This window comes from Porphyromonas macacae DSM 20710 = JCM 13914, assembly GCF_000379945.1.
In the GTDB taxonomy this organism is placed as follows: Bacteria; Bacteroidota; Bacteroidia; order Bacteroidales; family Porphyromonadaceae; genus Porphyromonas; species Porphyromonas macacae.
In genome coordinates this window covers 72,353-95,203 of record NZ_KB904147.1, presented here as the reverse complement: position 1 = coordinate 95,203, position 22,851 = coordinate 72,353, and the positions used below count along the sequence as shown (strand labels likewise).

Genomic DNA, 22,851 nt, shown 5'->3' with positions numbered 1-22,851 from the left:
ATGATTGAGCAACCCATAATACCACCTGTCGATCCGGCTTTGATAAGGCAGGAGTTGACTGAAGATCTATTCTTGCGGATGACTAATAAAGCTGGGAACGAAATTTATATTTTCAAAGCTGAAGAAGCACCCAATACGATGCGTGAAGTGGGTCGTTTGAGAGAGGAGGCTTTCAGGTTTTACGGAGGAGGAACAGGAAAAGAGATCGATATCGATGAGTTCGATCTGGATTCCAACGGTTATACCCAGTTAATCGTTTGGGATCCTTCTGAACAGGCAATTTTGGGCGGATACCGGTTTATATACGGATCGGAAGTCGAAATGGATGAGCATGGACGTCCGAGATTGGCTACGGCTGAGATGTTCAATTTCAGCCCTCGTTTTTTACAGAATTACTTGCCTTATACGGTTGAGTTAGGACGTTCGTTCGTTTCACTTCCGTATCAGTCTACGCGAATGGGGAATAAATCTATGTTCGCTTTGGATAATTTATGGGATGGTTTAGGAGCTTTGACTGTTCTGAATCCGAATGTGAGATATTTTTACGGAAAGGTTACGATGTACGGAAACTATAACAGACATGCGAGAAATCTCATTCTGTATTTTATGCGTATGCATTTCCCGGATCCTGAGGCTTTAATTACACCTATTGAGCCTTTGGAGATTGAATTGACTCCGGCACAGATAGCCTCTGTTTTTACAAGTGAAAATTTCAGATCCAATTATAGATCTCTTAATAAAGAGGTGAGGAAAATGGGGGTTAATATCCCTCCCCTTATCAATGCCTATATGTCTCTCTCTCCTGAAATGAAAGCTTTCGGCACAGCTATCAATAAAGATTTTGGAGATGTGGAGGAAACCGGTATTTTGATTGCAATAGATCAAATCCTCGATGAGAAGAAAGAACGTCATATCATGTCGTTTACAATATCCATGGAAAGGCGGAAATCTTTATGGCGGCGCATATTGAGAAAGGTAAATTTGGCGAGGAGGTAGCTTGCCGGCTTTTGGAATCTAAAGGTTATAAAATCCTGGAGGTTAACTGGCGCTGTGTTCATCGGGAAATCGATATATTGGCACAGGATGGTGGAGATCTTGTTGTTGTAGAAGTAAAAACCCGTAATCACAATGCTATCCTTAAGGCAAGAGAGTGTGTAAACTCTGATAAGATGCGGAATTTGGTTTTGGCTGCAGACCATTACGTAAAGGGACATCTGCCGGATCTAAATGTAAGGTTTGATATTATTGCCGTAGAAACTTATTCTGACACATCTTACAAAATAGAACACATAAAAGATGCTTTTACTGCCCCGTTAATGGGTGTCAGGAGCAGTAGAAGCAGATCTTATTCACGGAAGAAACAACGATAAATCACAATATGTTATTTGTTTTTATTTTGATTACGACCATTGTCTTAGGTATTGTAATCGGTTATTTGACAAGACGAAAGAACTTTAGATTTCTTGGTTCCCTTATTATGGGATTGATATGTGTTTTACTTTTTATTATTGGAGTGGAGATCGGTGCGGATAAGGATATTCTCCGCAATATCCATCTTTTGGGATTCAATGCCGTGGTGATTGCTGTTTTTTGTTCTCTGGGTTCTATGTTGTTTGCCTGGTTCTTGTGGCGTTTGATAAAATCGCATGACAAAAGAAAGGGGCAAAAGAAATGAAATCATCCTTGTTAATCCTTATATTCTTTGTTGCCGGGCTTTTGGTCGGGCATTTTGAATCTGTCGATTTGTCGAATATGCCTTTGTCTATGATTGTTTTATGCTTACTTATGTTTTTTGTGGGCATAAGTATCGGTAAACAACCGGATAAGATAAGACAGATGCTGGGGAAGAATATCCGTTTCTTCTTTTTACCGTTAACGACAATTTCCGGTACTCTTTTCGGGGCTTTTTTGTCTTCTTTTCTACTGCAAAAATGGAATTTAGGGGAGTGTTTGGCTACCGGTTCGGGATTAGGGTATTATTCTTTATCGAGTGTGATTATTTCGGAAATTAAGGGACCGGAACTCGGAGCAATAGCTCTGTTGAGTAATGTGTTCCGTGAAATTATAGCATTACTCGGTGCACCTTTATTCAAGAATGTATTTGGCCCTTTGGCTCCGATTGCTTGTGGCGGTGCAACCACTGCGGATACTACTTTGCCCGTGATTATGAATGTCTGTGGTACCGATTATACAGCTGTATCTGTTTTTCATGGTATTCTGTGCGATTTCAGTGTGCCGTTTCTGGTTACTGCCATGTTGCTTATAAATTAGTATGGATAAGGATAACATTAGATAGAATAGCTATCTTTGTTCTGTTTATTTTTATGTGTCACTTAGACAAATAATATATATCTTATACATGAATAGTTGGTTTGAGTGTAAAGTCACTTATGAGAAAATTTCTGAGAGCGGAAGTCCTAAAAAAATATCTGAAAGTTATTTGGTAGATGCTTTGAGTTTCACAGAAGCAGAAGAACGTATTACACGTGAAATTTCTCCTTTTGTATCTATGGGAGAGTTTACCGTAAGCAATATTAAGCGCGCAAAGATTGCTGAGCTTTTTTTAGATCCTTCTGAACTTGCGGACAGATACTTTCGTTGCAAAGTTTTATTTGTGACTTTGGATGAAAAGAGCGGAACGGAAAAAAAAGCACCTGCAATTATGTTTGTAAAAGCGGCTTCTTTGCCTGATGCGGTGAAAAAGCTTTCCGAGGAAATGGATAAAACGTTGGCTGCTTATGAAATAGCCAATGTGGCAGACACTTCTATAATGGATGTTTTTCCATATGAGTCAGGAAAATAGTATAATAGCGGCGCGTTTACTTAGTTTGAAGAAAGAGCTGGGAGATTGTTGCCGTTTGGTTGCTGTCTCGAAGTTTCATCCTTCCGGATCAATTCGTGAGGCATATCGGGCTGGTCAGCGAATATTTGGAGAGAATAGAGCTCAGGAATTAGTGGCTAAATATGATGAATTAAAAGACGAATTAAAAGATGTAGAGTGGCATTTTATCGGTTCGCTTCAAAGCAATAAAGTCAAATTTCTGGTTCCTTTTGTTTCCCTTATACAAAGTGTTTCTTCTCAGAAGTTGCTTGATGAAATTGAAAAACAAGCGGCTAAGATTGACCGTGTGGTAGATATTTTGTTAGAGGTACATGTGGCTAAGGAGGAGACTAAATCCGGTTTTTCTGTAAATGATGTTTATCAGGTTGTAAAGACATTGATTGAGTCGGGTCTATATACGCATATCCGGCTAAGGGGATTAATGACGATGGCTACCAATACGGACGATGAACAACTTATACGTCGTGAGTTTCATTCGGTTTCAGAGCTTTTTTACAGGATAAAAAGAGATTTTGCTTTGCCTGACTTTGATGAATTGTCAATGGGTATGAGTAATGACTATCCTTTGGCAATAGCTGAGGGTGCAACTTTGGTTAGAATAGGAACTTCTATTTTTGGAGAAAGAGAATACAATGTCGATTCAAACAAAAAATAGATATAATTGTTAAATAAAATATGCCATTATTATGCCATCCGGATATTGAAACAGGCAGCAAAACGAGACTTTTATGTTATATTTTGGATGTGCTTAGGATGAACTAAACTTAAAGAATTATGATTGACCTAACTACAAATTTTGCCGGTTTGAGATTGTCTAATCCTGTAATAGCCGGAAGTTCGGGTTTGACTCGTAACCTATCTAAGATTAAAGAACTGACAGATGCCGGTATAGGCGCAGTTGTTTTGAAATCACTTTTTGAGGAACAAATTGAGATGCAGGGTGCAAATTTGTTGGATTTATCTAATTATCCTGAAGCTGCCGACTATATTAGTAATTACGTCAAGAGTGATGAAATCAATAATTATCTGAATTTCATTCGCGAAGTTAAGCGTGAAGTCTCGATTCCCGTTATTGCCAGTATTAACTGTTATAAATCAGACAGTTGGGTCTCTTTTGCAAAGAGTGTAGAGGAAGCCGGTGCTGATGCTTTAGAGGTGAATATGATGCGTGTGGAGACTGATTTGTTTGGGAATCCGACAGAAGTAGTGGATGAATATGTTAGGGTGACAGAGGCGTTGGTAAAACGGGTTTCGATACCTGTAATCGTCAAACTTTCCCGTTTTCATGTGAATATGCCGGCTTTGGTGGATAAGTTAAGAGCTGTCGGTGCAAAAGCTGTTACTTTGGTCAACAGGGCTTATCAAACAGATGTTGACATCGATAATATTAAACTTTCTTCGGGCAATATTTTCACTGATTCGGATGATTTGAGCGATACCTTGCGTTTTACAGGTTTGGTGACCGGACTTGTGGGACGTATCGATGTGTCTGCTTCTACCGGTGTGCACGAATATAAAGATGTGGTCAAATGTCTGCTTGTTGGAGCTACTACTGTGCAGATGTGTTCTGCCATCTATCAGAAAGGAGCTATTGCTGTTAAAGAAGCCATTGAAGGTCTGGAGAAGTGGATGAAGCAGAAAGGTTATTATAATATTTCTGAATTTAGAGGTAAATTGAATGCGAAAAATCTTCCTTCTGTTACTCAATTTGAACGTATGCAGTTTATGAAGTATTTTAGCAATCGTGATAAATAGAAGTTTTACAGAAATTTAAGAGAGAAAACTATGAAGAAAATATCATTTGCAGCTACATTTGTAGCTACCGCTTTATTGATAAGCGGTTGTGGCATGACCCTTAATAATGCTACAAAAGGAGCGGGAATAGGTCTGGGAGCAGGTGCCGCTATTGGTGCCGGCATTGGTAAAGTGGCTGGAAATACCGGTTTGGGTGCAGCTATTGGTGCAGCTGTAGGAGGTACTGCCGGGGCTCTTATTGGGAATAAAATGGATAAACAGAAAAAGGAATTGGAAGCAACAGTTCCTGATGCTAAAATTGAAACTATTAATAGCGGTGAAGCCATACGTGTTACCTTTGAAAGCGGAATTTTATTCAAGATTAATTCTGATGCCTTGAATGCCCAGTCTCGTGAGTCTCTGAATAATTTTGCTAAGAGCTTGAAAAATAACCCTGATACCAATGTTAAGATTGTAGGATTTACCGATACAACAGGAAACGATAGAATCAACTATCCTCTTTCCGTAAATAGAGCAAAGAGTGTGTATAACTATCTGCTTGGAAAGGGTATTAATAATGCTCGGATGACATTTGACGGAAAGGGTAGTGAATTGCCTGTAGCTTCTAATGATACAGAAGCCGGTCGTAGAGCAAATCGTAGAGTTGAGATTTATATTGTACCTAATGAACAGATGATTAAGAAAGCAAAACAGGGAACGCTATAATTTTTTTGAAATAAACAGCTTATGTATATGGTGGGATAATTCTAAATAGACAGAATTTATTCCACCATTAATTATATCTTTCTTTTATGAAAACAAATCAAAAAAACTACGCTGTGATAAGCCTTGTCATGTTTTTATTTATTACGGCATGTGGTAATAAAGCTGTAAAAGCAGATGTGAGGGAAACAGATTCTTTAGTTGCCGACACCATACTTCAGAGTCAGATGCATAATGCTATAGAGCCGGAATTGGCAATTCCTTTTCCGGCCATTCCGGAAACAATCATAGATCCCAGATCGAGGGCGAAATATTTATTGGATCATTATTGGGATAAATTGGATTTTAATGATGTTAGTTTTTTGAATTCGCCAGATAAGTTAGAGGCCAGTTTTGCAAACTTTTTAGCTATTGCAATTAGCTTTCCCGTTTCGGAAGTGGAGAATAATTTAATTTCACCTTTGATGAAATCGAAAGGAAAAATGCTGAACTTTTTTTTAGACAATTATGAAAAGTATTTGTATGAACCTAATTCTCCCATGTTTAATGAGGAATATTATATTCCCATATTAAAATGGCAGGTAAAATCTCCTAAAATAAGTCTCGCAAGGCAGACTCGGAGTGAATCTGTTTTGAAACTTACTTTGCTTAATAGAGTTGGCGAAAAGGCTCAGAATTTTATTTATACAATGGCCGATGGCTCCAAACATCATCTGAATAATATTAGAACCCCTTATACTTTGTTGATCTTTTATGTGCCTGGTTGCCGCAGTTGTGAATTGACTGTCGATGTAATTAAAAAGGACATGTATTGGAGGGAAAAGGTAGAGAAAGGACGGTTGGATATTTTATTTATATATGCGGACAATGATCTCTCAGCATGGAAAAATACTCTTATTTCAATGCCGGATTTTGTTAAAATCGGTTATGATGAAAAGCATGAAATCCTATCGAAGCCGTTATATGATCTTAAGGCTTCTCCAACTATTTATTTGTTAAATAATATGTTTGAAGTGGTTTTAAAAGATACTTCTTTAGAAAAAGTAAAATCAGTTTTAAAAGATTAGTTTATAATACTTTATTGTCTTTTTTCGTAGACAGTTCTTGCAATTAAAGCGGACTTATTGATACTATGTAAAAAAAAATTCTTAGATTTGTTTAAGTAATATCATTTTGTAATGTGATTTTTAACATAATTGCAATGTGATTTTATGGTGATGTTATTAATTTGTATTTGTGGCAAAATAAAATAGATTATTATTACAACTTTTGAAATTATGAAGGTAAAGTACTTTATGCTCTCTTTATTGGGAGCCGTTGCACTAAGTGCTAGTGCACAAGAAATGACTACTGCCCCTGTAACCCAACCTGCAAACAAAACTGTTTTTGCGCCGTCTTGTGGTAATTGGTTTATAACTTTACAGGGAGGTGTAGCTGCAATGTTTGTGAATGATAATGAAAATGCAGATTTGTTTAAGGATCGTTTGACGTTTATTCCATCTCTTTCTATTGGTAAATGGCACAATCCTTATTTCGCATCTAGATTGAAAGTGGAAGGTTATGAGTCTGCTGTTTTTTCTGGAGCAAATGGTCAAAATAAACTAAATCATAAGTTTATTGCAGCTCATTATGATTTTATGTTTGATGTGGTAAATTATTTCTCGGTTTATAATCCTAATCGTGTATTCCATTTAATACCTTTTGTTGGTATGGGATATGAGTACAAAAAATGGGATAAAATTGATGATCGAGTAAGTGCCCTTACTGCACATGCCGGTTTGCAGATGTTATTCAGACTTGGGAGAAGAGTTGATTTCGTTCTTGAAGGTCAAGCTTCATATAACAACTTTAACTTGTCTCAAGCAAACAAAACTTATTACAGCGGTTTAAGAGGTCAGGTAACAGCCGGTCTTAATTTCCGTTTAGGTAAAGTTGGTTTTGAGCAAGTTGATCCTTACCGTTATGATGTTATTAATGATTTAAACAATCAAATCAATTCTCTTCGTTCTGAAAATGCAGAGTTGAGTTTGCGTCCCGAATCTTGTCCTGAGTGTCCGGACCAACCTGTTGTTGAGAATACATCTTCATTCTTAACAGAGAAAGCAGTTCTTTTCCGCAATGGAAAGTCTACTGTTGATGCAAATCAAATGATTAATATTTTTGATGCGGCCGAATTTGTTAAGAATAATGAAGGACATAGCTTGATTGTTACAGGATATGCTCAAAAATCAGAAAGCCGTCATGCTGATTTGGCAGAGAAACGTGCAAAAGCAGTTGCTCAAATTTTGACAGAGAAATATGGCGTTTCTTCTGATAAGATCGCAGTTGAATGGAAGGAAATTTCAGAAAAAGCATACGACAATAATACTTGGAACCGTGTGGTTGTGATCCGTTCTAAATAAATTAATCAACATCAGAAAATCTAAAAAGAATATATAAGCAATGAAAGCGAAACTATTAATAATGGCTCTGGCTGCGACTTCTTGCAGTTTAGTTGCTAATGCTCAGGAAGGTGCATCGGCGATGTCATCTACTCCTGCTAAAAATGTTGCATTTGCACGTGATGGTGGACATTGGTTTATTGATGTTCAGTGGGGTGCAGGGATTACTTTGTTTGGAGACAACCATTGGGCGCAGAAAAACGATAAAATTAATTTTGGAGATAGAATCAGCTATTTAAATCCGACTTTTAGTATAGGTAAATGGCACAATCCTTATTTTGCTACCCGTGCTCAATTTATGGGTTGGAACCTTTATGACCACGTTAAAGTTACAGGAGGAAATACTGAAAAGGCAGAGCGTATAGAAAATTATTACGTTGCCGGTCACTATGATTTCATGTTTGATGTGATTAATTATTTTGCACCATATAGGGCTAATCGTGTTTTCCACTTGATTCCTTTTGTTGGTCTTGGTATTGGTTATAATTTTAAACAAATCGATTCTAAAGATAAAGATACGAATCCTGAACGCTTGACTCCTATGGTAAATGCGGGTTTAATGATGAAATTCCGCTTGTCCAGAGTTGTTGATTTTAATCTTGAAGCTCAAGCTATTGCTCACCGTTTCCACTTCTTAGGAACAAACAATGCTGAAAATAAATCCGATATTAATGCATTCCTTACCGCTGGTTTGACCTTCAATCTGGGTAAGACGGAGTGGGAGCCTGTTATTCCTATGGATTATGCTTTGGTAAACGATTTGAACAATCAAATTAATTCTCTCCGTGCTCAAAATGAGGAGCTAAGCAAACGTCCTGTTTCTTGTCCTGAGTGCCCTGAGAATGTAGTTACAGAAAACATTGTTGTTGGTAACATTGTTTACTTCCGTATCAATAGCGCTCATATTGATGCTAATCAGATGATTAATATCTACAACACAGCAGAATACGCTAAAAACAATACTGAAACAATTACTTTGGTTGGTTATGCTGACCGTGATACCGGTACTGCAGAGTATAACTTCAAGCTTTCTGAGCGTCGTGCCAAAGCTGTTGCTGATGTTCTTGTTAACAAATATGGTATTTCTCGTGATCGCATCAAGATTGATTGGAAGGGTTCTAATGAACAGCCTTATAGCGAAAACGTTTGGAACCGTATCGTTATCATGAATGCTGAAAAGTAATTAAGGGATTGATTTTTTATAATCAATAGAAAGTTTTAAACTTTCTCCTAAATCATATTCAACAGATAGCTGCAAGATTTCTTGCGGCTATCTGTTTTTTTGTTTCTGACTCTTGAAGGAAATATTCGGTAGAGTTGTAAAATCTTATAGTTTTAGAGAAAGATTTCATCTCAAAACCATTATAACTCACACTGAAAAGTGTCTTTTTTTGTTATCTTTGTAGAGATACATATACAGTATTTTACTGTAATAAATACTATTCTAAATTATGCAGGAAGAAATCAATTCATCTATCCAATCAGATGGCCAAAACCAATCTTACTCTGCCCAAAATATTCAAGTATTAGAAGGGCTGGAAGCTGTACGGAAGCGGCCGGCAATGTATATTGGCGATATCAGTGAGAAGGGCCTTCATCATTTAGTTTATGAAGTTGTAGATAATTCTATAGATGAAGCTCTTGCCGGTTATTGCAATCGAATAGATGTAATTATTCATGAAGACAACTCGATAGAGGTTAGAGATAATGGTCGTGGTATTCCTGTGGACTTCCACAAAAAAGAGAAAAAAAGCGCACTTGAAGTTGTTCTTACGGTGTTACATGCCGGAGGTAAATTTGATAAAGGATCTTATAAAGTTTCCGGCGGATTGCATGGTGTAGGTGTTTCCTGCGTGAATGCTCTTTCTAATAGTCTGAAAGCTATTGTGAGAAGAGACGGGAAAATATATCAAATGGATTTTTCCAGAGGTAAAGCCCTAACTGAGTTGCAAGTGATAGGTACCACTAATGAAACAGGAACAACTATCATTTTTACACCTGATGACTCTATTTTTACAACCAAAGTTTATAATTTTCACACTTTAGCGATGCGGTTAAGAGAATTGGCATTCTTGAATGCCGGTATTACATTAACTCTTACCGATCGCAGAGATGTTAGAGAAGATGGTTCTTTTCACTGTGAAAGATATTTTTCCAAGGATGGCCTTAAAGAATTTGTTCATTATTTGGATCGGAGTAAAGAATCTCTTATACACGATGTTATTCACATTACAGCAGAGAAGCAAGGTATTCCGGTGGAAGTGGCAATGACCTACAATACTACTTTTAATGAGAACTTATATAGTTATGTGAATGACATCAATACAATTGAGGGTGGAACTCATCTGGCCGGTTTTAGAAGAGGGTTGACTCGGACATTGAAAAAGTATGCTATCGATTCTAAAATGCTTGATAAGGTAAAAGTCGAAATTACAGGTGATGATTTTCGTGAAGGACTTACTGCCGTTATCAGTATTAAAGTAGCAGAACCTCAATTTGAAGGTCAAACTAAAACGAAACTCGGCAATAGTGAGGTTATGGGAGCTGTTGATATGGCTGTCGGCGAAGCTTTAGAAGCCTATTTAGAGGAACATCCCAAGGAAGCAAAGACAATTGTAGACAAAGTTATATTGGCTGCAACAGCCCGTCAGGCTGCTCGTAAAGCACGTGAATTAGTCCAGCGAAAATCTCCACTTTCAGGAGGAGGACTGCCAGGTAAATTAGCCGATTGTGCTTCAAAGGATGCTGCAATGTGCGAGTTGTTTTTAGTAGAGGGCGATTCGGCCGGTGGAACAGCTAAACAAGGTCGAGATCGAGAGTTTCAAGCGATTCTCCCATTGCGTGGTAAGATATTAAATGTGGAAAAGGCTATGCAGCATCGCATTTTAGAAAGCGAAGAAATTCGCAATATCTATACAGCTTTAGGAGTAACGATAGGAACAGAGGAGGACAGTAAGGCCTTGAACTTGTCTAAATTGAGGTATCACAAGGTAATTATCATGACTGATGCTGATGTGGATGGGAGTCATATTGCCACGTTGATCTTAACATTCTTTTTCCGCAATATGAGAGCTCTTATCGATAATGGCTACGTTTATATTGCTACACCTCCTCTTTATTTGTGTAAAAAAGGTAAAGAGGAAGAGTATTGTTGGACGGAACAACAACGTCAAGCTTTTATTAATCGAGTTGCCGATGGCAATGAGAATAAAGTACATGTGCAGCGTTATAAAGGTCTTGGAGAAATGAACGATGAGCAACTTTGGGAAACGACTATGAATCCTGCAAACAGGACGCTCAGAAAAATAACGATTGATAATGCCGCAGAAGCGGATGCTATTTTTTCCATGTTAATGGGCGACGATGTAGGGCCCAGACGTGAATTTATTGAAGATAATGCTACTTATGCACGTATTGATGCATAATATTAAAACTTTTCAGCTTGAATTATGAAGTCTTATGAGAATATCCAAGCGTTGGTTGAACTAAACTCTGAGGTTGAAAAATACAAAAGGAGCAGTTATTCTGCTCCTTTTATTTTTAACAAACCCCGTATTGCTGTCAGTGCTAATCTAAATGACCAATGGGGATCTACAATAGCGATCCCTTATACTGATGCTGTTATAAAAGCCGGAGGAATTCCGGTTGTGATTCCGGTAACAAATCAGTTTAACATATTGAGATCTGTTTTAGAAGAATGTGATGGTCTTCTTCTTTCCGGAGGAGATGATATTAATCCTTTGTTTTTAGGAGAGGATCCTATCTCCCAGTTGGGTGATGTTAATACAGAGAGAGATCGTTATGATTTTGCTCTTATTAAAATAGCGGCCGAGCTCTGTATTCCGGTTTTAGGAATTTGCAGGGGGGAGCAAATTATGGCAGTTGCTTTTGGCTGTGAAATGTATCAGGATATTTATACTCAGCGTAAAGGGGTGGATACATTGGGACATAATCCTAAAATAAAAAAGACGGAGGGTGCGCACCGGATCAACGTTGATGGGAAAAGTCGATTGGCAAAGATCTTGAATGGAAAAAATGAGAATGGAGAAATACACTGCCATGTGAACAGTATACATCATCAGGCCGTAAAAAATGTTTGTCCTCCATTTGTCGTTTGTGCCACAGCCAATGATGATATTATCGAAGCTATTGATGCGTATCCTGAATTGAATATGCTGGGAGTTCAATGGCATCCTGAGCAATTAGTCAAGGGAGGTATAGAACAACAGGTATTACTTTTTAAGTGGCTTGTAGAAGAAGCTTTTTTATACCATAGGGCCCGTTCTTTTCATCATAATTATCTCACATTAGATAGCCATACGGATACTCCCATGAAATTTACTTCCAAATTCAATTTTGGAGATCTGTGTTCGAGTTTGGTTGATCTGCCTAAGATGCGGATTGGAGAGTTATCAGCTGTTTGTATGGTTGCTTATTTGCCTCAAAAAGAGCTTACTCCCGAAGGTGCTGCAAATGCGAAGCAAAGAGGTATCCAAATTCTTGAGGAGATTCATCGGCAGGTAGATTTAAATAAGAATCAATGTACGATAGCTTCCGATGTGAATGCCATTGTCAATGCTCATAATAAGAAACTGAAAGCGATTATTCCGGCTGTAGAAAATGGATATATGATAGATTCCCTCTCATTGCTTCAGAAATTGAAAAAGCTCGGAGTTGTATACATAACTTTATGCCATAACGGTGATAATCATATTTGTGATTCAGCCAGAAAATCCGTCAATCTTAACGGAGGTTTGAGTGATTTTGGAAAAGAATTGGTTAAAGAGATGAATCGTCTCGGTATCATGGTCGACATATCTCATGCAGCTCCTTCCACAGTTGCAGATGTCATCAAATTATCTTCCAAACCGATTATTGCAAGTCACTCGTCTGTCAAAGCAATCTGCAATCATGGTCGAAATTTAACTGATGAACAAATAAAAGCCATTGCCAGTAAAGGAGGTGTCATACAAATTTGTTTGTATGCTGGCTTCATAAATAACGATGAAACAAAAGCCAGTTTATTGGATGTGGTAAAACATATCAAACATGTTGTAGATTTGTGTGGCGTGGATTATGTTGGTATCGGTTCTGATTTCGATGGAGATGGAGAGTTGATCGGTTGTAGAAATACACAACAATTGATTCGTTTGACCATAGAATTGCTAAGAGCCGGATTTTCAGAATCCGATTTGAAAAAAATCTGGGGAGACAATTTCCTTCGTGTCATGAAAGCCAATGAAGTGTGAGATATGTAGATATTGTTTTTATTTGTGAAAATGATATGGTAGAATGATCCAATTAAAAACACCTGTTATAATCGATCCTATTTCTCAAAAACTTGATTTTGGCCATCAGGTTTGTTCTTTTGGATCATGTTTTAGTGATACAATAGGCTCTTATCTCAAAGAATCGGGCTATACTATAAATATAAACCCTATGGGCACGCTGTATAATCCTTTGTCCATAGCTTCTTCCATAGAGCGATTGATGAGTGGTGCTTCCTTTTCTAAAGCCGAATTGTTTTATCACAACGGATTGTATAGCAGTTGGATGCACCATGGGCGGTTCAGCCATTATGATCCTGATGAAGCTCTCGCCGTTATTAACCGTTCTTTTAATGCCGGTGTACGAGCTTTACAGCTGGCTGATTATATAATGATTACCTGGGGTACAGCTTATGTATATCGTCTGAAGGATGAAAGCGGTCAGAAAAATCGTATTGTGGCCAATTGCCATAAAATGCCTGAGAAAATGTTCAAACGTTCCATGGTTTCCGTCGAGGAACTTCTTTTCGTGTGGACGGAACTTATTCAAAGACTATTAAATATAAATTCCAAGATCCGTTTTGTTTTTACTGTCAGTCCTATCAGGCATCTAAGGGATGGAGCACATGCCAATATGTTGAGCAAATCCACTTTGTTTCTCTTTAATGAAGCTCTGATACAAACTTTTCCCGACAATTGCTTCTACTTCCCGGCTTATGAAATTGTCCATGATGAATTGCGGGATTACAGATTCTATGCCGATGATATGACACATCCGGCAGTTATAACAGAAAAAATTATAGCCGAACGCATCAGTGATGTTTGGTTGGATACAAAAAATATAAAAGCGTCTGCTTTGCTCCGTAATTGTTTGCAGACCATCAGACATAGACCATTGCATCAAGACAATCCTGAGAGAGCGTTGACTTTGGAACGGATTAAACATCAACTATTGGCATTAAAACAACGTTTCCCGGCAATCGTTATACCGGAAGACGCATTAACAATTTTGGAGCTATGTTAACGATGAGTAAAGCTGTTGCTGTTTTACAGCCGACAGAGAATAGAATAATTAGAGATGAACCCATTGCCAATTTGTTAACTGATAGTCGTTCTATCATAAATAGTGAGCAAACTCTCTTTATCGCTTTAGTTACACCTTCGGGTAATGGGCATATATACATAAGAGAGTTGTATCAAAGAGGCATTAGAAACTTTTTAATCAGCGAGGCTATAGTAACGTTTCAGGACGATTGCCCAGAGGCTAATTTTATTTCTGTTCCAAATACTCTTGTCGCAATGCAGGAATTAGCTGCATACAAACGTGCACAGTTTCATTATCCGGTTATCGGTATTACGGGGAGTAACGGTAAAACTGTGGTTAAGGAGTTTTTATATCAGTTGCTGCATCATGATTTTAATATCGTGCGCTCTCCCAAAAGTTATAATTCTCAACTTGGTGTGCCTCTTTCTGTCTGGAACATGTCCGATAAGCATGATTTGGGGATATTTGAGGCCGGTATCTCTAAACCCGGTGAGATGTCTTCACTTCGCGAAGTTATAAACCCTGATATTGTAGTTATTACCGGCATAGGTAGCGCTCACCAGGAAAATTTCTCTTCTTTTGAGGAAAAACTGCAGGAAAAACTCCTTTTGGCTCGATGTGCCAAACAAATTGTTTATGATGCAGATAATATGGTAATCAATGCCGAGATCGAACGGTCTTTTTTACATACCGGTCTTTTTGGCTGGAGTAGAAAAAATGAAGAAGCGCCGTTATTTATCAAAGGTGTCCATACTGAAGGCGAACATACTGAAATTACATTCAAACTTTATAAAGGCCCCGATCAAACTGTAGCGATACCCTTTACCGACAGGGCTTCAATCGAAGACGTTATTCATTGTATTGCTGTGACGGCTATTCTTAGGCCATCTTTTTTCCCAAAAAAAGCAATTTATTTTTCAGAACTCAAACCTATCGAGATGCGTTTGGAGCTGAAGAATGGTTATCAGAATAATTCTATCATCAACGATAGTTATAGCAACGATCTCATGTCTCTTGAGGTTGCATTGGATTTTCAACAACGCAAGTGTAAAGCCAGTGGAGCCAAACCTGTGGTAATTCTGACCGATATCTACGAAAGCGGTCTGGAACCGGATATCCTCTACAGAAAAGTCGCCACATTGATGAGGCGTTTCGATATTCAATATTTTATCGGAGTAGGGTATGAGTTAATGAGTCGGCAAGATTTGTTTTCCGATGTTTCGGCATCGTTTTTCCCTTCTACTTCTGCTTTACTGTCTGCGGAAATATTAGGACAGATTGCAGACTCCTGTATTCTTATCAAAGGAGCTCGTCGTTTTTCTTTGGAGACGGTCAGTGATCGTTTGGTTCGTCAGCTGAATCAGACTGTATTAGAAATAGACCTTACAGCATTAAAGCAGAATGTGGCACATTATCGTGCCATGATACCTTCCGATTGTAAAATGGTTTGCATGATCAAGGCCGAGGGATACGGTTTAGGGGCATTTGAGATGGCCAGAACACTTGAAGAGGCTAATGTGGACTATTTGGCGGTAGCTGTTACCGATGAAGGAAAGTATTTGAGACAGATGGGTATACGCTGTCCTATTCTGATCATGAACCCGGAGATTAATTCGTGGGATACACTGATTGAATACGATTTACAACCTGAAATTTACAGTCTCAATTTGCTGAATTCTTTTTGTGAAGCCTTGTCCGGTCATCAGCAGGTCGAACCTTATCCTGTCCATATCAAGTGTGATACCGGTATGCATCGTTTGGGATTTATGGAAAAGGAGTTACCCCGGTTGTGTGAAATACTTGTACGTTCTTCTCGTATAAAAGTTCACAGTATCTTCAGCCACTTGGCCGGAGCAGACGACCCGGCATTGGATGCCTTTACTCAGAAACAAATAGACACTTTTATTCGTATGTCCGCGGCTATAAGTCATTCTCTTCCGTATAAACCCCTGTTGCATATCTTGAATACAGCGGGGATACAACGTTTCAGTCAATATCATTTCGATATGGTTCGTTTGGGTATCGGACTTTATGGCATCGATCCTGTAACCAACGGTACGATTCATGCTGTGGCGAAATTAACCAGCACTGTATTGCAGATTAAAGAATTGCCTGCCGGTGAACATATCGGTTATAGCTGTCGTGGTGTCATGAAGCGTGCAGGGCGTATTGCCATTATCCCTATTGGTTATGCAGATGGCTTTTCTCGTAAAATGGGTAATGGAGCTTTAGAGGTTTATATAAATGGTGTGGCTTGTCCTACGATTGGAAATATCTGTATGGATACATGTATGATAGATATTACGGATGTTCCCGAGCTTACCGAAGGCACACGTATTACTCTTTTTGGGTCTCCGGAGGTACCTCTGCAAACGGTGGCTAAAATTATGGATACAATTCCTTATGAAGTGCTTACCGGTTTATCTCCCAGAATACAGCGCATATATTTTCAATAAACGGATACCGGTGATTGATACCGGACTGTAAGATATTTTCTTTGTTATTTTTTGCTATAAAACGACCCCGAAAGTTGGATAAAAACTTTCGGGGTCGTTTCAGATTGATGTATCACCTTTTAATATAACGTGGTTCGATGTAGGAGAATGAGGTAGGAAGGTATTCTCAAGAGGGTGAATTTTAGGTCTTTCAGTCTCTGCAGAAATTTCCTCCTCTGCTTAGGGTGAACTCACTTAATAATATAAAGGTGAAGAGCTGTCTTTACTTGATTTCTTTGAGAAGTTCTTTGACGGCAGTTTCTATTTGAGAGTCTTTACCGCTTAAAATCTTGCTGTGGTCCAGAGCTACCTTAATATCCGGTTCAAGCTGGCTGTTTTCCAGATAAGTACCTGCTGCCGTACGGTATCCGACAGCCGGAATGCCGAAGTAAAGACTCGGATCCTGGAGAGTAACCCAGTTGACGCTTGTCATTGTTCCCGGTACGGGCATTCCTACCACTTTACCTATTCCCAGATATTTGTAAACCCACGGAGTACCATGTGCATTGCTGTAGTCGGCTTCGCAGGTAACCATAATGGAAGCATGATTCCACCGGCGACTGGGCATTTCGCAGTAATCTTTACCTCTGATTTCCTGTTGCAAATATTTTTTCCCGGTAAAGAAAACCTCGATGTCCTCGTGCAAGCGTCCTCCACCATTGTAACGGATGTCTATTACGATGCCTTTGCGGTCGTAATATTTACCCAAAACATCGGCATACATATTTCGGAAACTTGGATCTCCCATCGAGGGAATATGTACGTATCCCAATTTCCCGTTAGACAGTTTGTCCACTTCTTCGGCACGTTGACGAATCCATCGGCGATAGAGTAAACTGTTCAGCATGTCGGAACTGATTCCCTTGATTATTTCCTCCCACTTTTTCCCTGTTTTGGGATCATAAAGGGAAATCAGGATGTTTTTATTGATTTTCCCATTGAGCAGGGGGAAGTAGTCCATACCGGCCTTAATCTCTTCTCCATCTATTTTTTCTATGATATCGCCTGCTTTGGCTTTGCTGCGGAAGGTATCGAACGGTCCGTTCTCCACAATTTCGTCTATATACAACCCATCTTTTCCCGGTTTGGAGCTGATGAAGAGTCCCAGTTCAGCCGTACGTTCAGAGCGATTGGGTGCTCTATAACCTGAGCCGGTGTGAGAAACATTGAGTTCTCCGAGTAATTCACTAAGCATTTCGGCGAAATCGTAGTTATTGTTGATATAAGGCAGATAACGTTCATAATGTTTCGTCAGTTTAGGCCAGTCTACACCGTGCATATCTTTACGGTAAAAGCGCAACCCTTCTTCTCTTCTCACCTCATTGAACATCGATTGACGTTCTGCTGCCAAATCCATTTTTAAGTCGGCCTGATAGTTGATGGGGGTAAGACTTTCTCCGGCTACCGTCATCTTTTGAGGACTTCCTCCGAGAATAAAAATATTTTTGCCTTCCTTATCCATTTCAAACCAGGAAAAACCGCTATTTAACTTTTTCAGCAGTTTTGTCGAGCGTTTTCGCAAATCATGTACCCAAAGATCGTATCCACCTTCAAAAGCCGAAAGATAGTAGAGTTTTTTACCATCCTTGGTTATAATAGCATCTGCCAAATCTGATGAATTGGGTGTGAGGCGCACGATGCGCTCATCGATATTTTTTGTTTCGATCAATATCGGTTTTTGTTTCTCTTTAGGCTCTTTGTCTTTCTTCGATTTATCTTTTTTGTCCTTTTCTTTTTTCTCTTTTTCTTCAGCTTCTTTAGCTTTCTTTTCTTCCTCGGTAAAGAGTTCGTATTCTTCGGCATTCATTTTATATTTGTTGAATGCTTCACGATTCATAAACACCATCATGACGTCCCCTTGCGATCCCCATGAGGCATGGTTGCGCATACCGTATCTTTCGCTGCTGTAGATGATGGCGTTGCCGTCTAAGACCCAATGAGGATTATTGTCGAAGTAGCCACTGTTGGTAATGTTCAAGATGGGCTCGCCGCCTTTGGCACTTACGATGCCGATGTCTGAATACGGGGCATGATTTCGGGCAACATATTCAATGACAAACCATTTACCGTCCGGTGACCACTCGAAATTCATGGAGCCGGTTCTTTCGTGCTGCATACTGCCATCTGTGATTTCCCGGAGATGTTTGGTTTTGAGGTTATAGACCATCAGTTTTTGTCTGTCCTGAACAAATGCAATTTCGTTTCCGTCCGGAGAGAATTGAGGGTGCATCTTTTCAAACTTATTTGCAGGAAGCAATAGCTCTTCTTTGATGATGGTGGCATTCGGGAAATTTTGTTCTTCTTTACGCTCGATTTTGGCAATATAAAGATCCCAATGTCCACTTCGATCGCTGCTGTAAACCAATGTGCGGTTGTCTGCGCCGAAAGATACTCCTTTTTCTGCAGCGGCTGTTTTGGTAATTTGTTTCGTGGTGTTGTAATCTGTGGCAGTAACGAACACTTCGCCGCGAGAGATAAATGCAATTTGTTTACCGTCGGGAGAAACATTGGCCGATGAGAGACCTCTGCTTAGGTTTACTTTGGATACTTCAGGTTCATCGGATTCTTCAAGAATGTTGATATTGATTCTTTGGGGTTTTGCTCCCGGAACGAGGGTATATATTTCTCCTGCATAACCGAAACATAACGTTCCGTTCTTAGACATGCTTAAGAATCTTACCGGTTCGTAAGTGAATTTTGTAAGAGCTTTTACCTGAGACGGATTGGAGAAGGGGGCTTCATAAACATTCATCGAGCCTCCGTTTCGTTCACTTAGGAAATATATTTTGGTTTCATCGGGGCTGTAAATGGGGTTGCGGTCTTCACCGTCATGCTTGATAATGAATCGGTGTTCGTTTGTTTTTGTGTTATATTCTAAAATGTCTCGTGTAACAGATGAAGTATGATGTTTGCGCCATTCGTTTTCAAATCCTTTCAAATCCTGGTATAAGAATTTTGTGCCATCTGCATTGAACTTTATATATTCTGCAGGAATGGCCAGAATTTGCTCGGGTCTGCCCCCTGTAACCGGAACTTTGTAAACCTCACTCAGATTGGACGTGGGGAATAATCCGCTATTCCATGGGTCTTGGATATGTGCTTTGAAAATAATGAATTTGCCGTCATTCGTAAAGGTATATGGTGTTTCCGTGGTAGAATGAGTTGTTAACTTTTTGGCCGATCCACCATTTGCGGACATTACATAAATATCCATGGCTCCGTTCAGGCGATCGCTAACAAATGCAATTTTTGATCCATCCGGAGACCAAATCGGTTTACTGTCATACCCTTGGCTTGTGGTCAGCCTGATCGCTTGTCCTCCTTTTATAGGCACCTTGTAAATATCGCCTTTGTAGGTAAACGCTATTTCAGATCCGTTCGGTGAAATAGCCGGATAACGCATCCAAAGAGGTCGCTCTGTTGCAGATGAGCATAGTGAGCCGGCTGCAAGTAAGGCTGCAAGTAAAAGTTTTTTGAGTTTCATTTTGACTATAATTATTGTTGAGAAATACTTAGTTAGCGTTTTCTTGGAAAATTTTTGTATTCATGGAATACAAAAATAAATAATAACCCTTGATTAAACTATGTTAGGTGTTTAGTCAAAGGAGATTATCTTTGAGGAGCGGATACGATTGTGTTAAAAAAATCGAAGAAGAAATTCTTCGTTTAAAAGTTTAGAAATATACGGAAGCCAAAACCGTTATGACGGTAAAAGTTGTGACCGCCATAAAATAAACCGGCTGAAAGAGCTCCGGTATTTTTTACATATCCGAGTTCGAAATACGGTGTAGTCTGAATATCCCAATAAGATTTGAGAATTATTTGCTCCTGTCCCCGTCTGATTATTCCGATGGGAATACGGTTGAGTAACAATTTGGGTGCTTTAACTCCTATCCTTGCTATGGCATAGTTATTGGCAACCGTGGTATAAGACGGCATAGAGTAAAATCGTTCCCACTGGTCGGCTTTGGCTATAAGGTTTCTGCTCGTAGACAGGAACAAACGATCTTCCGGATAGATGCGTTTATCTAAGAAGAAACTGCCTATTTCGACACTGTAATCTAATTTGGTAAGAATACCCAGGTCTATTTGCTGTATTACTTTTATGTCCGCCCGGCTGTAATGGCTGTCCAGGCTTTTTTTACGCGGGAGTGCAACTTTGTAACTTATGTAAAACAAGGGTGAACGTACGCCGGGATCATCATAAAACTTGCGCCCTCTACGGTTAAGCGTGTAGAAAGGTGTCGGGTTAAATTCAATGGTTCCCTCCAGTGTGTTTGCCCTGTGAAGGATAAATTCTGGATTTTGGTTAATGTCCGGAGGATTGATCCCGATCTTGGAATAATCCCATTTTTTGAAGATACCCCAAACTCTTTCCGGTGGAAGAGATTGATGTTCGAGGATCGAGCCTTCCAGATGTATGCGAACACCATTGGTAATATCTATTGCTACTTGTGTGATAAGGTACTTTTCGTCCATCAGAAGGGCTGAGCCTTTACCGTTTAACAGAGTGGATATACTGTTGATAATGCGCGATGCCTCAGATCGGTTACCCGATTTGTCGGGTGTGCCTTGTCCTACTAAGATATTGGCATACCCACGTTGCATGGGTGCAAACAGCATACTTGTTTCCAGAGACCAGACCGCCCCTTTGCGCTTAAAACCATAACCAATGGATGGCAGGACGGAAAGCTCGAACTTTGAAGAAGGAATATAGTCCAGTCGGGCATCGGTACCCAAAACCAAACCGTCTACATAGTTGTAATCTTTGAGTGCGGAGCGTAACCCCCGATATCTGAACTTGAAGTGATTGTCTCCAAATACAGAGTTGAATTGATCGCCACGAAATATTTTGGAAGCTAAGCTTCGCCATAGTTGGATTTTCTTTTTCTTTTGAGATTCTCTTTCTTTTGACAATACCGAGTCCTGTATGGCTAAGGTCTTTTTTTCTTCTTCGGTCAGAGGGATGGTCTGTTTGCTTGTCCAGTACAGGTCATCATGCATTGTGGCTGTGGAGTCTATTGTTACTTCCAATTTCTTTTTAGGTAACCGAGTAACCAGATAAGGATCTCTGTTTTTTACAGCCCTGCCGGCCAGCTCTTGTTTTAGTTTCTCCGTTTGCCGGTACAGTCTCAGTCTGTTTTTAGGAACACTCAGAGAGTCTGTTTTTCTAAGCATGTTGGCGATTTCTTTATTCACTTTTACCCGGTTATACCTGATGGATGAGTGATATGAATAATCGCCTTTAAGACCGATAAGATCCGAGTGAATACCGTAAGATGTGGATACCGGCATATAGAAGTTTTCATAAACAGGAGATGACTGGATGTTTACAACCTGTTTGACCCTTCCTCCCAACATGGAGGTATGTTTGATTAAAGATAGCACATTCCACTGTTTGCTTTCGATATAGATGTCTCCGAAAGAGTAGAGCAGACCTAATCCTGCTTTCTGTTTGAAGCCGATGTGATAAACCATATTGTTGTCTTGCTCTTCAATGTTTTCAAGCGTATAATCGTAAAACTCCAAACCTTCCGGTCTTAAAGGATTGATGTCGTTTTTGTTGACTTGCAGCGAGCCGAAGATATTGGATGTAAAAGACCGGTCTTTTTGTGCTCTCAGACTTTCTAACTCTGTCGGCACGCTACTCCTGTAGGCAACAACATTTTGTTTGTATTCGCTAGGGTCTTTATATTTAATTTTTAAGTCCCATTCTTTGAAATACTGTTTATTCAGATAGTTCTTCAGTTTGATACCGGCGAAGGAATAATTTCGGATGAGCAGAGGCAATTTATTTATTCTTATGGATGCTTTTGTATATGCCGAAGCATCGTAGGTTTCCAGGGCTCTTTCATAAACCGGGGTCAGCATCATCACTTGTTTCATGATGTCGTTCGCCAGCTCCGTCGATTGGATATTGCTTTTCAGGGTATCTCTGTCTGAATATTTTTCTGTGGGAGTAAGTTCTATGCGTATTTCATCATTGCTCGAGAGATTGACGATCCGCTCTGTAGACAGGAAGCCGGGGCTTCTGAAAGTTAGATTATATGTGGCCGGCTGGAGTTTCAATTGAAAATTACCGTCATTATCGCACATGATTCCCTGCTTAAGCTCAGCTACATAGACAATAGCAAAAGGAATCGGTTCGCTGTTTTTTGACGAAACCACATTCCCGGACAAAATGTATTGAGCAAAACTCCCACACGAGAGTAGCAGGAAAAGAACTATGCAAAACAGTTTCTTTCTCATAATTTTACGAGCTCGGGAACAGAGTATAGTATATAGAAGCTTTTTTCTTTTTATA

At 39.4% G+C, this 22,851-nt stretch carries 17 protein-coding genes; 15 read left to right on the top strand and 2 right to left on the bottom strand.

Annotation, left to right across the window (positions count from 1 at the left end; translation table 11 throughout):
* The 15 genes from A3GI_RS0107330 (at position 1) to A3GI_RS0107260 (ending at position 16,508) form a co-directional block, all read left to right on the top strand.
* Positions 1–996: a GNAT family N-acetyltransferase gene (locus A3GI_RS0107330; RefSeq protein WP_018360808.1), complete on the top strand. Its 996-nt coding sequence runs from the start codon at positions 1–3 to the stop codon at positions 994–996.
* On the top strand, positions 954–1,370 hold the full coding sequence (locus tag A3GI_RS10860) for a YraN family protein (RefSeq protein WP_018360807.1): 417 nt from the start codon (positions 954–956) through the stop codon (positions 1,368–1,370). The genes A3GI_RS0107330 and A3GI_RS10860 overlap by 43 nt, the downstream gene beginning before the upstream one ends.
* 8 nt (positions 1,371–1,378) lie before the next feature.
* Positions 1,379–1,675: a LysO family transporter gene (locus A3GI_RS0107320; protein WP_018360806.1), complete on the top strand. Its 297-nt coding sequence runs from the start codon at positions 1,379–1,381 to the stop codon at positions 1,673–1,675.
* Positions 1,672–2,271, top strand: a complete 600-nt coding sequence (locus tag A3GI_RS0107315) for a lysine exporter LysO family protein (protein ID WP_018360805.1) — start codon at positions 1,672–1,674, stop codon at positions 2,269–2,271. Before A3GI_RS0107320 ends, A3GI_RS0107315 begins: the two co-directional genes overlap by 4 nt.
* A gap of 88 nt (positions 2,272–2,359) precedes the next feature.
* A complete protein-coding gene (locus A3GI_RS0107310) occupies positions 2,360–2,803 on the top strand; it encodes a DUF4494 domain-containing protein (protein ID WP_018360804.1) in 444 nt (147 codons plus the stop codon).
* Positions 2,787–3,497, top strand: coding sequence for a YggS family pyridoxal phosphate-dependent enzyme (locus tag A3GI_RS0107305; protein ID WP_040575323.1), 711 nt, complete (start codon positions 2,787–2,789; stop codon positions 3,495–3,497). Before A3GI_RS0107310 ends, A3GI_RS0107305 begins: the two co-directional genes overlap by 17 nt.
* Before the next feature lie 119 nt (positions 3,498–3,616).
* Complete coding sequence (locus A3GI_RS0107300) at positions 3,617–4,597, top strand: dihydroorotate dehydrogenase-like protein (protein ID WP_018360802.1); 981 nt, start codon at positions 3,617–3,619, stop codon at positions 4,595–4,597.
* 30 nt (positions 4,598–4,627) lie between these two features.
* Positions 4,628–5,302, top strand: coding sequence for an OmpA family protein (locus tag A3GI_RS0107295; protein WP_018360801.1), 675 nt, complete (start codon positions 4,628–4,630; stop codon positions 5,300–5,302).
* Between the two features lie 86 nt (positions 5,303–5,388).
* Positions 5,389–6,366, top strand: coding sequence for a DUF5106 domain-containing protein (locus A3GI_RS0107290; RefSeq protein ID WP_025079433.1), 978 nt, complete (start codon positions 5,389–5,391; stop codon positions 6,364–6,366).
* Positions 6,367–6,576: 210 nt separating this feature from the next.
* Positions 6,577–7,701 (top strand): OmpA family protein, encoded by a 1,125-nt coding sequence (locus tag A3GI_RS0107285; protein ID WP_018360799.1) that lies wholly within the window; start codon positions 6,577–6,579, stop codon positions 7,699–7,701.
* Positions 7,702–7,741: 40 nt separating this feature from the next.
* Positions 7,742–8,923 (top strand): OmpA family protein, encoded by a 1,182-nt coding sequence (locus A3GI_RS0107280; RefSeq protein ID WP_025079434.1) that lies wholly within the window; start codon positions 7,742–7,744, stop codon positions 8,921–8,923.
* A gap of 268 nt (positions 8,924–9,191) precedes the next feature.
* On the top strand, positions 9,192–11,165 hold the full coding sequence (gene gyrB / locus A3GI_RS0107275; protein WP_018360797.1) for a DNA topoisomerase (ATP-hydrolyzing) subunit B: 1,974 nt from the start codon (positions 9,192–9,194) through the stop codon (positions 11,163–11,165).
* A 24-nt stretch (positions 11,166–11,189) separates the two neighbouring features.
* Positions 11,190–12,989, top strand: a complete 1,800-nt coding sequence (locus tag A3GI_RS0107270) for a membrane dipeptidase (protein WP_018360796.1) — start codon at positions 11,190–11,192, stop codon at positions 12,987–12,989.
* A 43-nt stretch (positions 12,990–13,032) separates the two neighbouring features.
* Positions 13,033–14,031, top strand: a complete 999-nt coding sequence (locus A3GI_RS0107265) for a GSCFA domain-containing protein (RefSeq protein ID WP_025079435.1) — start codon at positions 13,033–13,035, stop codon at positions 14,029–14,031.
* A 2-nt stretch (positions 14,032–14,033) separates the two neighbouring features.
* Positions 14,034–16,508 (top strand): bifunctional UDP-N-acetylmuramoyl-tripeptide:D-alanyl-D-alanine ligase/alanine racemase, encoded by a 2,475-nt coding sequence (locus A3GI_RS0107260; protein WP_081612812.1) that lies wholly within the window; start codon positions 14,034–14,036, stop codon positions 16,506–16,508.
* A gap of 262 nt (positions 16,509–16,770) precedes the next feature.
* Here A3GI_RS0107260 and A3GI_RS0107255 read toward each other — a convergent pair whose 3' ends face one another.
* On the bottom strand, positions 16,771–20,031 hold the full coding sequence (locus tag A3GI_RS0107255) for a S41 family peptidase (RefSeq protein ID WP_026215999.1): 3,261 nt from the start codon (positions 20,029–20,031) through the stop codon (positions 16,771–16,773).
* Positions 20,032–20,213: 182 nt separating this feature from the next.
* Positions 20,214–22,796: a DUF5686 family protein gene (locus A3GI_RS0107250; RefSeq protein WP_147277720.1), complete on the bottom strand. Its 2,583-nt coding sequence runs from the start codon at positions 22,794–22,796 to the stop codon at positions 20,214–20,216.
* Between the last annotated feature and the right edge of the window lie 55 nt (positions 22,797–22,851).

Bases quoted from the DNA above. Each gene is read 5' to 3' on its own strand.
- A3GI_RS0107330 (WP_018360808.1), top strand. From the start codon at position 1: ATGATTGAGCAACCCATAATACCACCTGTCGATCCGGCTTTGATAAGG.
- A3GI_RS10860 (WP_018360807.1), top strand. From the start codon at position 954: ATGGCGGCGCATATTGAGAAAGGTAAATTTGGCGAGGAGGTAGCTTGC.
- A3GI_RS0107320 (WP_018360806.1), top strand. From the start codon at position 1,379: ATGTTATTTGTTTTTATTTTGATTACGACCATTGTCTTAGGTATTGTA.
- A3GI_RS0107315 (WP_018360805.1), top strand. From the start codon at position 1,672: ATGAAATCATCCTTGTTAATCCTTATATTCTTTGTTGCCGGGCTTTTG.
- A3GI_RS0107310 (WP_018360804.1), top strand. From the start codon at position 2,360: ATGAATAGTTGGTTTGAGTGTAAAGTCACTTATGAGAAAATTTCTGAG.
- A3GI_RS0107305 (WP_040575323.1), top strand. From the start codon at position 2,787: ATGAGTCAGGAAAATAGTATAATAGCGGCGCGTTTACTTAGTTTGAAG.
- A3GI_RS0107300 (WP_018360802.1), top strand. From the start codon at position 3,617: ATGATTGACCTAACTACAAATTTTGCCGGTTTGAGATTGTCTAATCCT.
- A3GI_RS0107295 (WP_018360801.1), top strand. From the start codon at position 4,628: ATGAAGAAAATATCATTTGCAGCTACATTTGTAGCTACCGCTTTATTG.
- A3GI_RS0107290 (WP_025079433.1), top strand. From the start codon at position 5,389: ATGAAAACAAATCAAAAAAACTACGCTGTGATAAGCCTTGTCATGTTT.
- A3GI_RS0107285 (WP_018360799.1), top strand. From the start codon at position 6,577: ATGAAGGTAAAGTACTTTATGCTCTCTTTATTGGGAGCCGTTGCACTA.
- A3GI_RS0107280 (WP_025079434.1), top strand. From the start codon at position 7,742: ATGAAAGCGAAACTATTAATAATGGCTCTGGCTGCGACTTCTTGCAGT.
- gyrB (WP_018360797.1), top strand. From the start codon at position 9,192: ATGCAGGAAGAAATCAATTCATCTATCCAATCAGATGGCCAAAACCAA.
- A3GI_RS0107270 (WP_018360796.1), top strand. From the start codon at position 11,190: ATGAAGTCTTATGAGAATATCCAAGCGTTGGTTGAACTAAACTCTGAG.
- A3GI_RS0107265 (WP_025079435.1), top strand. From the start codon at position 13,033: ATGATCCAATTAAAAACACCTGTTATAATCGATCCTATTTCTCAAAAA.
- A3GI_RS0107260 (WP_081612812.1), top strand. From the start codon at position 14,034: ATGAGTAAAGCTGTTGCTGTTTTACAGCCGACAGAGAATAGAATAATT.
- A3GI_RS0107255 (WP_026215999.1), bottom strand. From the start codon at position 20,031: ATGAAACTCAAAAAACTTTTACTTGCAGCCTTACTTGCAGCCGGCTCA.
- A3GI_RS0107250 (WP_147277720.1), bottom strand. From the start codon at position 22,796: ATGAGAAAGAAACTGTTTTGCATAGTTCTTTTCCTGCTACTCTCGTGT.